The sequence below is a fragment of the Paenibacillus sp. 481 genome (assembly GCF_021223605.1).
In the GTDB taxonomy this organism is placed as follows: domain Bacteria; phylum Bacillota; class Bacilli; order Paenibacillales; family Paenibacillaceae; genus Paenibacillus_B.
Genome location: NZ_CP075175.1, coordinates 5,155,799 through 5,170,305 on the forward strand (window position 1 = coordinate 5,155,799; position 14,507 = coordinate 5,170,305).

10 protein-coding genes and 1 pseudogene are annotated in these 14,507 nt (G+C 39.8%); 1 reads left to right on the top strand and 10 read right to left on the bottom strand.

Features of this window, described 5'->3' with window-relative positions; all coding sequences use genetic code 11:
- The 10 genes from KIK04_RS22270 to KIK04_RS22315 all read right to left on the bottom strand — a co-directional run bounded on the left by KIK04_RS22270 (position 1) and on the right by KIK04_RS22315 (position 13,499).
- Entirely contained in the window at positions 1 to 954 is a 954-nt protein-coding gene (locus KIK04_RS22270; RefSeq protein WP_232275888.1) for a hypothetical protein, read from the bottom strand.
- Positions 954 to 1,166 (bottom strand): hypothetical protein, encoded by a 213-nt coding sequence (locus tag KIK04_RS22275; RefSeq protein ID WP_232275889.1) that lies wholly within the window; start codon positions 1,164 to 1,166, stop codon positions 954 to 956. The genes KIK04_RS22270 and KIK04_RS22275 overlap by 1 nt, the downstream gene beginning before the upstream one ends.
- 726 nt (positions 1,167 to 1,892) lie before the next feature.
- Entirely contained in the window at positions 1,893 to 2,165 is a 273-nt protein-coding gene (locus tag KIK04_RS22280; protein ID WP_232275891.1) for a hypothetical protein, read from the bottom strand.
- Between the two features lie 258 nt (positions 2,166 to 2,423).
- Positions 2,424 to 3,227, bottom strand: coding sequence for a Shedu anti-phage system protein SduA domain-containing protein (locus KIK04_RS22285; protein WP_232275893.1), 804 nt, complete (start codon positions 3,225 to 3,227; stop codon positions 2,424 to 2,426).
- A 207-nt stretch (positions 3,228 to 3,434) separates the two neighbouring features.
- Positions 3,435 to 3,665 (bottom strand): hypothetical protein, encoded by a 231-nt coding sequence (locus tag KIK04_RS22290; protein WP_232275894.1) that lies wholly within the window; start codon positions 3,663 to 3,665, stop codon positions 3,435 to 3,437.
- Between the two features lie 24 nt (positions 3,666 to 3,689).
- Positions 3,690 to 4,973 (bottom strand): hypothetical protein, encoded by a 1,284-nt coding sequence (locus KIK04_RS22295; RefSeq protein ID WP_232275896.1) that lies wholly within the window; start codon positions 4,971 to 4,973, stop codon positions 3,690 to 3,692.
- A 33-nt stretch (positions 4,974 to 5,006) separates the two neighbouring features.
- Positions 5,007 to 5,309 (bottom strand): hypothetical protein, encoded by a 303-nt coding sequence (locus tag KIK04_RS22300; RefSeq protein ID WP_232275898.1) that lies wholly within the window; start codon positions 5,307 to 5,309, stop codon positions 5,007 to 5,009.
- Between the two features lie 106 nt (positions 5,310 to 5,415).
- Complete coding sequence (locus tag KIK04_RS22305; protein ID WP_232275900.1) at positions 5,416 to 6,192, bottom strand: HNH endonuclease; 777 nt, start codon at positions 6,190 to 6,192, stop codon at positions 5,416 to 5,418.
- Between the two features lie 34 nt (positions 6,193 to 6,226).
- A complete protein-coding gene (locus tag KIK04_RS22310) occupies positions 6,227 to 8,815 on the bottom strand; it encodes a zinc-ribbon domain-containing protein (RefSeq protein ID WP_232275901.1) in 2,589 nt (862 codons plus the stop codon).
- A gap of 745 nt (positions 8,816 to 9,560) precedes the next feature.
- On the bottom strand, positions 9,561 to 13,499 hold the full coding sequence (locus tag KIK04_RS22315; protein ID WP_232275903.1) for an ATP-binding protein: 3,939 nt from the start codon (positions 13,497 to 13,499) through the stop codon (positions 9,561 to 9,563).
- Between the two features lie 124 nt (positions 13,500 to 13,623).
- Here KIK04_RS22315 and arsB point away from each other — a divergent pair.
- Positions 13,624 to 14,503: pseudogene (gene arsB / locus KIK04_RS22320) on the top strand (arsenite/antimonite efflux transporter); the annotation flags it as partial.
- Positions 14,504 to 14,507 lie beyond the last annotated feature (4 nt).

The following is a 14,507-nucleotide window of genomic DNA, read 5'->3' on the forward strand; positions in this document are numbered from 1 at the left end:
TCACCTACCTTTGAATTGCATGGAGCAGTCAGCTAACCAGCCGCTTATTAGGTCCAACTTTAATTCCATGATTGAAGCTGCATTGAGATATTTAAATTGCTGCTCAAGCGTTTTCTGAAAATCATTAAGAATGTCGTTGAACACATTTGAATTCATTGAACTGTCTAAATTCAGTCTAGTTGTCATTTTTACTTGTTTCTTATAAGACTGCTCTAGCATATGTATATCTTCGAAAACTTCCGGATATCCTTCACGAAGAACTCTAAGAATCTCTAGTCCTTTAATGTACGCTTCAATATACATACTCACGAGGTCATTAAAATCTTCATCCGATTCATCAACTTCTCCCATTACAGCCTTTACTTTTCTTTTAATGTTTGCTGCCTTTTCCGAATCACATTTGGACCAATCAGGTTTGTTCACATGATATATCGCAAAATTCAGCTTAACATCTGTGATTGTAGTTCTAATAATCCGAGTAATTTCAACCTTGAAGTCTTCAGCTGTCTTAATTAAGATAGCAAAACCGTCATCAATATAATCATAATCTTTTGGGTTGTTTTTCTTCATAGCAAGTACTTCTTTCCTTTTCGTCTCCGCATGTGCCACTATCCGTGAATCTTTATATTTCGGAATAACAAAGTGCCACTCCTTAATATTCAGTACTCCTAGATCTTTTAAGCGCTTTGCATATTGCAAAGAGACTAATTTATTAATATCCTTTGTCATTTTGTCTCTTAGATGATTATATAATTCATCATCTGAATACTCCCGTTCTGGACAATAGCATTGATAAACCCTTCCAGTTCGAGTAAACCCCTCAATCCCACCATCTCCACCATGAACTGCTGGGATATCAGTAAAATGTTCCTCATGATACTTCATTCTGAAACATGATTTGCACAGTTCTTCCCATGCGTCACCAGTTAAGTAGCTATCAATAAAATCTAACATTAAGGCACCTCGCCCAATATTGAAATGGAAATCGAACTGCTTGAATCAGGTTGGTATTGTAAGGCTGAAATGTCCACCATAAATATCGAGGAAGACGAGTTATATTTAACTTTCGCCAATTGAAATAGATCATAAGTTTTTAGAATTACGACTTCCTCATTACCGAAGAAAATTCGATCGTTACCCCGAGGGGATGCAGCATTAATATTCATAATTAATCCTCCTCTGAAATACATTTTGGGTAAACGAAATTTGTCGAGTTCAATTTTCCATATGGGGAATTTTTACTCAGGCTTACTACCTATTTTAATTGCAGACGGTAATTAACGAAACCTAAAAATGACAAAAAATTTGTGGACTTTTTGACTTGACGGATTTCAATATGATGTGCTGTAGCTAAAAACAAAGATGCCCATGAATGGATTCGTGTAGAATGGAAGTTTTCACAACATACCATTTCTATACGAGAACCCAGCATGAGCTACTCCGATCTTAGTATAATTGAAACAATGACAACTAGAGACCTTACACCGGTGGGGTTGGTCAAAGAGTGCCATCGTGCATCGCCTTGAACGTCATTAATCGACTGTTGGGTGAAAATAAAGTTTTTGAATGTACTGGAGAATGCAAAAAAACACTAACATGAGGTTAATGTTAATCATTGCGCTTATACATAGTTATTTGGTCAGATACGATGCTATAGATGAATTTTTGACTATGTGCTGTGTTTAAGATATTATAATAGCTAACTCTTAAATTAATTACAATCGCGTTCTGTGCTGTATTTGCTTTCTCCGCTTCTTCGATTATATATAATAAAATATCTCTCCAATTACCTTCGAAACGAAACATGCTTTTATCGTAAATAGATAAATTAAATTCTTTTGTTTCACCAGCTCTTAGACTAACTATAGTATCAGTTGTGAAGAAGCAATCACTTAACATAAAGGCATCAAATCCACATATAATGCAGTTCCATTACCAACATTCGTGGCTCTAAATATAAAATGCTTTTCCTCATCTTTATAAACTTCTAGTGCTATTAATGGTCGAATACTTAACTCATGATCCTGCCTCTGTAATTCTAATGTTTTTGCTTGAAGCATGAACGTGTATATAACACCTGATAAAGCAAGTCCTGAAAATAGCGTATTTATTATTGCGAAAGAATTTCCATAGGTTCCCGTCTTATCCCATTCATCAAACCCCAAATATAGGAACAAGATACAAACAATATAAACACCAATAATTCCAAATTAAATAAGTGCGGCTATCTTCATTGAATTTTTCATGTCTCTCCACCTTAAAAGAAATTTTACAAAAAAAATTGTGTAACCTTTCTATCCTTACAGCTCAAGGGGATAAAAACACTAACCATAGGATAGTGTTTTTATAATTTTGGTCACAATCCCCCTTCCTACCTATTTCAAATGGTATTTACCTTTTCGATGTAATATTTATTTAATTTATTAATATGTTCGTTCTCCTATAAGAGATTTAGCCGTGTCATAGAGGTTATCATAATGAAGCAGCTCAATCTTTTGTTCACTCATCATTCGTCGCTTAATACGATATGTTTGTTCATTAAAATCTTCCCGACGCCCTGCGACAACAGCATAATGCAATCGTGTCCTGTCAGGCTTCATAAACTCTATCGGAAGTTGTTGTTCTGGGTTTTTGTACTTTAGTAACGTTTCATGGAAGGCTGTAAAGTATGTTTCGAGCCAATCATCCCAATCCCTTACTTGTTTAATCCCCTTCCTAAATGCATCGCCTAGTTGCCCATCAGCCATTGTTATTTTACCGTATCGTGCCTCAAGCTCAACAAATAAAAATTCGTAACCACTTGAATTTTTACCAATGATTAAGAAGTCAATTTGGAGTGTTGTTCCTAACTTGAGCTCTGGAAAGATGTATGCATCATGATGTCCGAAGTTGTAATTCCTCAATATAGAGGCGATTATAAAATATGCTTTATTTTTACGTATCCAGTTTAATACAGTACGCTCCGGAGTTCCCGGACTATCTAGCATTTCATGGTACCTATTAGATAGTTCGTTAAGTTCTACTTCATTTTTCAAGTCTACTATATCCATGTAATGATTAGGGAACAGACTAATATGATGCCGAACTGCTTTCGGGTATTCTCTAAATAAGCTCTTGCGCACTTTAAATTCTCCCAGCCCATGTACAATTTCCTGATCCTTTAATTCCCCCCAAATTTTCAATTCATTTTTAGTTAGTTTCATATAGTCTCGTTCACCAATGCTCATGAATGCTATTTCCTCTCTTTCTATAAAATCCAGAACTGTAATTTCTTCTGCAGATACAATGACCGTTTTATTTTGATAGCCTGGTCATTTTAAATAGTGCATTGTTGCGCTAAGATTCTTGTAGACCAGTAGGATGTTGATTTTTTATATTGTGCAGTTTCCATATTGGTACTTCAATCGAATTGTAGCGTCCCCGTCTGAAGCTTCTTAATCCCAAAGTCTCTTTTTAATACTCGCTCTAGAATCTTCCCGCTGAGCATCTCTATCATAGTAACTAGAAGTTTCTTCAAGAACAGAACCCGTATAAGGATACTCAAAGTGTAATACCTTGGCCCAAGCGCGATATTTTTTTGCAAGTTCACGCTCTTGTTCTCCGCCTTCTCCTCGCGAATGAGTACCACGGGAGTTATACCCCTTTTTTTGTAAATCCTTTTGCAATTTCTGGGGATGCTATTCTATCCATTACTTCACAAACTTCTCTGCAAGGCCACAAACCATTTTTATCGAGAGGAGCCCTAGCCAAAGTTGACCTAAACATTGATCCCCTATTACACTGCGCCCGTATTTTTGGCATAAATGTCTTGTTTCAATGAGCCAATCGGTGAGTGTTACTATATCAATTTTTCCGTTATTATTTGTCCCAGGGATAATTGAAATGTGATCTAAAAGACGATATGCTGCAGACTTTAATGAAGTTTGTTGTACTTGATTTAGAAACTTTAATTCTGTAGGATCCTCTCCGTCATCATTTCGTTTATATACAGTGGCAACCATTTGAGCAAATAAAGTTGGTGACTTAGCTACTAGAGATTCAAGATTCCGGATCCCGTGCTCGTTATCATCGAGATCGATTACATGAATAAAGAAAAATTTAAGTCGAGCCATTTCCTCTAAACTAACATCAGTGCGACCATCAAGCGAATTCAGTGCTTTTGAAATATAGTAGCTTTCAAGTCCCCAATAAGATGTTGATTCTGAATCTACTGTTGCAACTTCGTATAGTAACTGTTTAAGACGGGATGTTTCAAGTTCATGAAAACTCCTTCGCACAGCATGGAAAGCTGCACGAGGACGTCGAACTTTTAAGAGATTATCAACTATTTCGGCTAGTTCATCAGGATTACGAAGCTCCCATGTAGGTACTACGTTCTTCCAGTATTCTGATCTATGATTCTCGCTATATTCACTCAAAAGCCGCCAAGTGGGAACTTGGAATGGTGCACATAGAAAAAGCCGTATTTGCTCGTCGGTAGACAACATATTGGCCGTCGCGCGCAGTACTTCAGTGCGAGACTCATCTTTAATAGTTAAAACAAAACCTTGTAAACATCGATTAGTCTCACCCAGAAGGTGCTCATCAACAGTAAGACATTGATAAATGAAATTAATTTTATCTATTACTTCAGGTAGACAAGATGAAACATAATTACCAACAATCTCTGCTTCATTACTACTGGTGATTAACTTTTTCACTCCTTCGAAGCCAAGCTCAGTCCATATCTCATGCATGGCTTCTATACGCTTATCATTTATTCTATTCATAAGTAATTGATAATCGATATCTTCTTCGATCTCATATAGCGAATCTTCCACCCATTGATTAGCAAATTGCCAAGCGTGACGAATAACTGGATTCTGAGGACGAAGCTTTTCATAAGCTTCACCAGCACAGTCACGAGATAATTCATTGATTTTTCGGTGTTCTCTACGGCAGGTAAGGCAAAACTGGCGAATACGTTCACGCAACTTTGCTTTAGAGAGTTCATCTGCATATGCAAACTATTGATCGACTAAATTCCAAACGTTAATTCGATCTTCTTCCGGTATGTTTTGTATATATTTAACAAGATCACCAAGCGTATTCTCATTGTGATCACTCCAAGCAATTAGAAGGTCTAAAGCTTTCCGATTGAATGCATACATCTCTTGAAAAGTAACGACATGACCAGCGCCTGATGCATCATCGCGCCAATTAGGTTTGTAACTATACATCCCCATTCGGGAGCCCGTTTTGATTTGACCGAACCTTGGCAGTGCACATTCCCCGGAGTTAAATGATTTGGATTTTTGCAGAGATAACATAACGTACGACCCTTCTAACACAAAGCTGATCCTTGCTTAATACGAAGTCCTTACTCTTGCCACTGGCATAGCAATTCTGAAATTGCCGTTCCAATTAGTGTGTGTGCTAAATTAGCATATCAGATTCAACATTCCATAAGGGAATATCTATATTATTTGTTTCACTAGTTTTATTACTTTTTATTCCGTTGCACGTCCAGCACAGTAATTGTAAATTTGTGGGGTCATTATTTCCATAATTTGAAATTGGTACAATGTGATCTATTGCGTACTTATTTTCTAGATTAATTGTCCCTGAAACGTCTTTTCTACAAATGGAGCACACGCCCTTATCACGATAAATTATAGCTCTCTCAAGCCATTTGGGCCAAGAGACTCTACGAATTTTCCCATTAACAAAATGTTCAGGATTTTCTATCAATAAATCAATGTCTGATTCGATACATCCTGATATGTATTCATTGAAATCCCTTAGAAACTTTTTATTACTCATAAACAGATGAAAGACTGTGTGTACAAGAGCGAGCACAGAATCATCCCAAGCATATCTAATCTCTTCATTAATTTCTAGATATTTAGAGCACTCTGCACATTCACCACAGAAATTACATTCATTCAACAATTCAAAGTCTGGATGTTCTGATAATAGAAACCCCGCATCCTCCACGATCGTCGACTCTATACTAAAAACATCTCTTTGATCAAAGTGTCTATCCGCATACCAGTGATGAAAGTTGAATACATAAAATATCCATTCATGCATAATAGTCCATTTATGTGGTCTAAATATCCTAGGTAGTATTTGATGTCTTGAATCTCTCCAAAATTCGGGTAGAAGCAAATTACTATTTTCATAGAATTCCGCGATTGTGGCTCCGGCCAACCAATATGACTCCAGATACGCGAACGAAAAATGCTTAGACATATTCCTCACCTTTAATATTGAGATAGTCATCTTCACAAGATAACGGATATAAATTAACACACCTAGGACACCATTTGCCTTGTTGTATATTATTTGGCTTAGCTTCCCACTCGTGCCCATGAACACATTTCCACATTAGCTTGGTGTGTGCATTAATATATTCCGTAGATAAACACTCTCCATTTCTTTTTCTGGCTAGTTCAATCATATCCTCAATGGATTTTCTCTGCTTAATTGAACTTTCATTTCTTCTACATATCGGGCACCAAGATCCTTGCTGAATGTTATTAGGATTGGCGAACCATTCATGACCTTCTTTACATTTCCAACGTAATTTTGTTTGACTGTTTACGTAGGTATCGGATATACATATTCCATCATTTTTCTCCGCTAGCCTCTTCATATCTTTAATATTATTTCTTCTATACATACCAGAATTTTTAGAAGCACATGTAGGGCACCAAGTTCCGTTTTTCACACTATAGGGTGTAGACTCCCATTGGTGGCCCTCCCTGCATTCCCACCTAAGTTTAGTGTCAACATTATAATAAATTCGGGATAGGCATCTACCTTCTCTTTGTTGAGCTAATTCTTTTAATACTTCTAGTTTGTCAATAGTTTTACGTTTTTTTTGATCTTCCTTACACTGGGGACACCATCTTCCTCTTTGGACATAATTAGGAGACGACTCCCATTGATGTCCAAGATCACATTTCCAAACTAATTTACTATCATTCCCACTATATATTACAGAAAGACACTCCCCATCATATTTTGCTGCAATTTGTTTCATGTCATTTATTGTTTTTGAATTACATGATGGACACCACGAACCTTGCTGAATACTTCTAGTAGCTGCTTCCCACTGGTGTCCCATATGACATTCCCACAATAATGGTGTTTTATTATTACTATATTGGGTGGACAGGCACTTACCATTCTTACTTTTGGCCAATAAATGCATATCTTTAATGGTAATCGATCTACCAGAACACCTAGGACACCATGCTCCATTTGTAATACTTGAAGGTGTTGCATCCCAAACATGACCACTTTCACACTTCCATGTTAACTTTGTACTGTTATTTGTATATGAGTTTGATAAGCATTCCCCCCTTTTTTCTTGTGCGAGCATTTTCATATCTTCGATAGTTCTCCCTCGACCTAAGCACTGGGGACACCATGAGCCTTTTCTTATGTAGTATGGAGAGGCCTCCCACACATGTCCTTCTGAACATTCCCATTTTAATTTCTCATCACTCCCGTTGTACTCATTTGAAAAACAAATCCCATTTTTCAAACCAGCTAGAGCATGTAACTCATTTAATGGATTAAACCCTTTATAAAAACTTCTCCAATCTACGTCAGTATCCAAACTATCATATCCTAATTCCCATAATTTCTTCTGAAGAAATTCTACTTTATCCGTATCACTTACAACATTATATGGAATCACTATTAGATGTATAGCGTTCTCCTTACAAAGCTTTTCCTTTTTTAGATCCCTTAACTGTTGTTCAAAAAAAAGTTCCTCACTTTGATTGTGAAAATAGGGAATATATGAATAGTGTTGTCTTCCATGGTATTCAAAAGCTAATCTAAGCTCCTCATTATATCCATCAAGTTCATAACCGTTTCTAAATTCTTTCCTTGTTTTAAGAAACTTTTTCTGTGTAAGAGATTCCAAAACAAATCTGCACTTCTCTTCATTGAAGAACACTGAGTTATTATTGCATTTTGGACAGCAACTACCTTTTTCAATTGAATAAGCTGTGGATATAAAATCGTGGCCATTAGTACATTTCCATAAAAGTGGATAATCAACATTAATGTACTTTTTAGAAAGACATTTCCCTCCTCTCCTACCTGCTAATTGTTTCATATCTTTAATTGATTTTTTATTGTTTCCAGCACAAACGGGACACCAAGATTTTTTGTTTAAAACACTATTTGGGGTTGCATCCCATACATGACCTTCTTTACATTGCCATTTAAGCTTTCTAGTCATTGTAAAAAATTGAGTGGATAGACATTTACCGTTATGCTCCTTTGCAAAAGCCTGCATATCCATTAAACTCTTATTTCTACCCGCACATGTGGGGCACCATTTCCCCGAGTATATATTACTGGGGTATGCTTCCCACTGGTGCCCCTTAGAACATTCCCATACTAGCTTTGAATTCATATTTGAGTATTTGCTGAATATACATCTACCATGATTTCGTTCTGCTATAACTTGCATGTCTTGAATTGTTTTCCTTTTAGAGTTGGCATTTTTGGTATGAGCACACGACGGGCACCATTTTCCTCTTTTAATATTATTCGGGGTCGCTTCCCATTCATAACCACAATTACATCTCCACTTAAGTTTCGTATTACTATTCTTATATTCAATGGATAAGCATAATCCTTCTCTCTTTATAGCCAAATCTTTCATTTCATGTATCGATCCTTTAGCCGCCATCTTATCACCTTTCTCTTCATCATCTTTATTCCGAAAAATAAACTGAAATAACCCGAATTTAATTGATATGAAAGGTTCAAACTTGATGATCATTATTGGTAAACTATGAAAACTCATAATTACTCGTCACCAGTCGTAACAATAACTTATTTTAGCAAGTGATTATGCTGCAGCAGTCTTGACTTCCAAACTTAGAGAAGATTCCAAATACTCTTCTGATGATAATGTTTATATTTACAACACGGAAACTGGCCAAATTGTCTGGAGTAAATGTATGAAGAAGTGGATAAAGAAAAATTAGTGCAAAAAATCAAACAAATATTAAAATTGATACTAATGATAATGAGATAAAGAATATGATAAAAATAATAATTAACTATGAATTACAAAACCTTCATTTAAAGTAAAGTTATTATTGTGGCTTAACTCAAATGGTTTCTACTTGTTATATGAGATTTATTTTATAATTTAAGTATATTATATAGACTAAAATTGTGATGATTGTTATGTATAAATTTTTTGACTTTGCTGAACCTATGGGAACAGGCACACATCTAAACGGCAATAGGACTATGTTCTTGTCCCTCGACATGTAAGGCTAAGTCTACTTCAATAACTAAAACGGGCCTAAATCGGCTCTCTTCTTGACGTATGAGAGCAAAAGAAAAAGCACCACAAATGGGTGCTTTTATTTGTTAGTAACAAGTAAACTATCATGCGCACATTACTAAATAATGGTTTATAGCATTGACTTCATGAGTAGCTACTACCTCGCTGCTGAACTGCATAGATCGATCTTTTTCACGAGATTTATGTAGTTCGTAAAATGCAGGCTTATCTCCCTTACTATTGTCTTAACGAATTACTGCACCCAATTCTCCAACTCGTAATGATCGTCAAACGATTGCGCTTGCTTGGAGCCCGACTCGATAAGCTGCTGTCGATTAGCTTCAAGCAGCCGATCAATTACGTCATCGGCAATACGCAATTTGCGCAGCGTGTTACCAACAATCCGGTCTGTTAACGTCATTTTTGGTGGATTATGCTCATATACCAAGCTAATATATGCTTTAAATTTGCCGAGCAGTCGCCAATGCTCCTCGTCGTCGGCAAGCGAGGCCGTTGCTTGCTGCTCAGCATAATCTATATGTCGGAAGCAAAAAACTACAACCGTATGGTCGATGCCCAGTCTAGAGCACAACTGTCCAAATACAACCTCCCACTCAAATAGCTCCAACAAATCGTCACACTGGTATTGCACAGCTTCAATATTCTCTGCGATGATCGTGAAAAATTGCTGCCGCTCCTCTTCGGAGCTATGGGCAAGCAGCAAATCCCACATTTGTTTATTACTTTGGTTGTTTGTTGCTGTAACCGTCAGCAACTGACGAAATAACGCCTGTCGTTGAGCGGGATTAGCGACCAACCTTGTATACACGGCCATACCGTCCCCAAATCGGCGCGTATCATAATTGTAAAGCGCATCTATAAACTCCCGTAACGCAATATCGAAGCAGCGCCCCTCTGGTGGTCGCCCCAACACTTCCACAATAACACAATTCCATACCTTTGCGTTATGATGATGATAGCCATTCCACCATAACGGCTGCGGGTAACCGCAATGGACGTTGAGGCAGTATTCCAGCAGTCCTTCCGCTAACAGCCGATCCACTACAACATCAATCTCTTGTTCAAATAAAACCTCACCCATAATCGCAATTTGTACTTCATCAGGAACAGCACGGCGGTTCAGCGCCACTCCACGCAGCCAGCGGACACCCTCTCGTTCGGCTTGCAACACCGCTATTAGCTCGGCCCGTTCACCACTTGACAACGAGGGCCAATGGTCTACCAATGTGCCGATCGTAACTGTGAGCAGACTAGTTTGCCGGATCGCCAGCAGTTCTTGGAAAAGCTCTGCTCTAACGCCAGCAGCCTGTCCTGTTCCTTTCAGCAAATAATCCGCAACATTCATACCATAATCCTCCGGCAAATGATGCTCGCTATAATGATGCAGCCAACGATGCCAAGAGCTTGCCAATTGGACAATCCGCTCCAAATCATCAACATGAGCTAGAGACTCTCTCGCTACTTTCACCATATGAGCTTCATTCATCCGTATATATTGGGACGGAAAATGGTTTAGTAGCGCAATAAACACATCGTACCAAACAAGCCATAGCTCTCGGGCCTCCTCGTCTGTGAGTTCATCCCAATCTAGGCCATCCAGCGTATACTGATCCTCGAAATTTTCCAAAAAACGTTTGGAGCGCAGCGCAACGGACATAATCGACAGCGAGTTCCGAACATAATCTAAAATCGCAGACTTCGCTTGTGGTGTATAGCTGCTCCAACTGGACAAAGCGCCGCGAAACAGCTGATAAATATAGTCCGGATGCTCTTGCGGCTCCAAGTAGCCTGCAATATCCTCGAACGTATAAGCGAACTGTTGAAACAGCAGTTTCACCGCTTTCGCTCGAATAAAGCTTTCATCATAAGCTAGCGCCAGCCGAATAACGTGTAGCAGATCAGCGGGCTCCATTTTGGCTGCAATGCGAACTGCTAGCATATCCCGTATTTCTTCAGCAGTAAGTGGCTCGCTTACCGCTAATTTTTGTAGACTTGCTGCATATCTGTCCTCATCCCAGTCAAGCCAGCGGAAACTGGACCGACGCTCCGTTGCTGTATTAAAATACGGCTCACCCTTATGCCACAAAATATCATCTTCGATCATCGAGTTTTGAACTTTTACAGCACTCACAAATGCCTTCTGTTCTTGATCGTCCAGCTCATTCAGCCGATTATTGAAATACATAATGACCCGATCCTTCACAGACGGAAACAACGAATGTAGACTTCTTAGCATTAATACCTTGACTCGCTGTTTAAGCGTGGCATCTTGTGTCTCGGCATACTGCCACTCTGCCATCATAAGCGCACATAGGTTTCCTTCTTTAGATGGTGAAGCCAAACTTCGGCCTAACAAGCGGAAGATGCCCTCCTTGTCGGCAAAAACGTCCTCCAGATTCGTTTGGAATAAGATTTTGCTCGCGTGGTAGTAAATCGGATGAGTAAACACAATCGTTTTATAAACCGAATCAACTTTGATATAGCCGCGGTCGCGTAAATCTCGAAGCGCTGCCTTATCGTCGCCCGTAATCTCATACGTTGCCTGGTAGGCTGGATATGGCGGCGTCTCCGCTCCTTTGCCCCCGATATGATAGGCAACAGGCTCGTCATGCTGGGAGTTAAGCGCTGGCTCCTCCGTCGATTCACTTAACAGAAACGCCAAATCGTCGATCTTTGCCGCTCGATAGGTGTTGCAGCTTAAACTAAGCGCCATAAACACACGCTTGCTGTTCTGCCCCTGATCGTCAATCTGCCGTGCTAAGCGATTAGAGTCGATCCGTGCTTCATTAATGATCGCCGACTCCTCCCATTGCTCCAGCACACCCAGATCAGGATGCGCATAATGGAGGTGCACGATTTGTCCGGGCTGCAGGACGCTCGTACGTTCATTACGCTCCAGCCAGCCCCTCAGCCGCTGAAACAATGCTGCAGACGAAGCCGACACACCATAATAGCGCATCCAAATTTTTTCTCCGATTGCAGCTTCATCAGCCGTCAAATCATGCCATACATGTGCCTTCATGCGGCATTTTGCAATCGAGTCGCGACGCAAAGCATGAAGCAAAATATCGCTGCGGGTCGTCACGATCAGTTTGCGATGTCGGCCGCAGGCGTCCAGTAGCCGTTCCACTTTTGCAATAAGCTCGGCCCTTTGTGGATGAGCCGTCATCGAGCCAAATGGGTCTTCCAGTACGAGCAGCCTCTCCTCATGGCTCACATGCCGCAAAAAAGCGAGCGCACCGCTGTCCCCATCTAGCTCACTTGTTATTTTTACTCTAAAGCCAGACTCCTGATAACGTTGGGCAATCTCCTTCGCCAAATACGTTTTTCCACAGAAGGATACCCCTGTCAGCAGTAGCACATGGGAAGCTTCCAAAACTTCGCTGCAGAGGGACATTTCAGCTCGCGGAACGAGCTTCTCATCATAAGGGAATATTCGATTGCCGTTGTAAGCAGCAAGCAGTCTAACGACATCTTCCGTGATGGATTGCCCAGAATCGCGGCCATGCCGAACTAGCTCATCCAGCTTGCTAATGACGTCATCTGTTTCGCTTTGCGGAACGGCGTATTTTCTATTGAGCAACCGCGCTAGCCGTTCATAAACGGTATCCCAGTCCATAGACTCCCAGACGCGATTTTTTTTCAAAATCGTCCTAAGCTGATTGTTTGAGTTATCTCTAAAAAACTGCTCCAAAAAACGACGACGTCCCTGCCCAGCAGGAGTCGTATCCTTGTAGTGTGCCAACACATTTGTTTTGACCCGAGCCAATAAGTCGTTGTCCATCCCTGCCGTTAACGGTAAATAAACCTCATTCGAATCTACAAACAGGCTCACGTCGTCCCGGCAGCGGGCATTCGTTACAAATAATACAAAGCGATTGGCGTCCTGCTTTAATTTCTCCAGTAAGTTCATTTCCCGGCTATGCTTGTCAAAATGGCTAATCCAACTCGAAAACTCCGCTAAATCAATTTGACCGGAGCGATCCTTCACTTGCACGTCCAAAATATAAGGCTTGCCCGCGACATGAAAGGTAATCCGCGAATCTTCTCCATCCGCACATTCGATATAGATGCCAACGTTTTCTTGATCTAGCAGCTTCAGCGCCACATAAGCAGAAACGAGATACTGGTACTCGTAGCCTCGAACTCCTGCGATTTCAACGGTCATCATGTCACCTCTCATCCAGTCAGCATGAACAAACATAAAGCCATATTGCAGCTCTTATGGTTTTGTTCCCTATCAAAGTAATTCTATCCCTGTCCTTTATTTCCCTCTTGTAAGCGGCAATTTTTCAGTTTTGCCGTTTATTATGGCGAGTGGATTTATTTCAGATACAGCCTCCCTGCCACTTATCGTGAGCAATTTTGTCAACATCGTTTCGGCTGATTTCTTTGGCATTGGTTTTGCTGAATATGCGAGTCGAATGCTCGTTCCAACTTTCTTTTCTATAGCTGGAAGCTTGCTCATGTTGTATCTTGTATTTCGAAAAAGCATCCCAAGAAACTATGATCTCAGTCAACTAAAACAACCTAAGGAAGCAATAAAAGATATGCGAATGTTTAAGCTTTCTTGGATCGTACTTTCCGTATTGTTGATTGCGTACATGGTCAGTGGGCTCATACAGATTCCAGTATCAATCATTGCTGGCATAGCTGCTATCATCTTTCTGGTATTTGCTCAAAACAGTAAGGTCGTCCATATAGGTGCTGTTATCAAAGGTGCCCCTTGGTCAGTTGTCGTGTTTTCAATTGGTATGTATGTCGTCGTATATGGCCTACGCGATGTAGGACTCACAGAAGAACTTGGTAAGGTCTTTCAGTGGATGGCCGATCAAGGGCTGTTTATCGCGGCAGTAGGTTCTGGATTTGTTGCAGCTCTCCTCTATTATGAATAACATGCCAACAGTTATGATCGATGCACTTGCTATTCAGGGGACGGATACGCAAGGAGTACTTCGTGAAGCTCTAATTTATGCTAATGTCGTAGGCTCTGATCTTGGTCCAAAGATTACACCTATTGGTTCACTCGCTACTCTACTATGGCTTCATGTGCTTGCTAAGAAGAACGTCAGAATTACGTGGGGATATTACTTCAAAGTAGGCATCGTGTTGACTGTTCCGGTGTTATTTATAACCCTAACGGGACTATATTTGTGGCTTAGCATCATTCACTAATAAA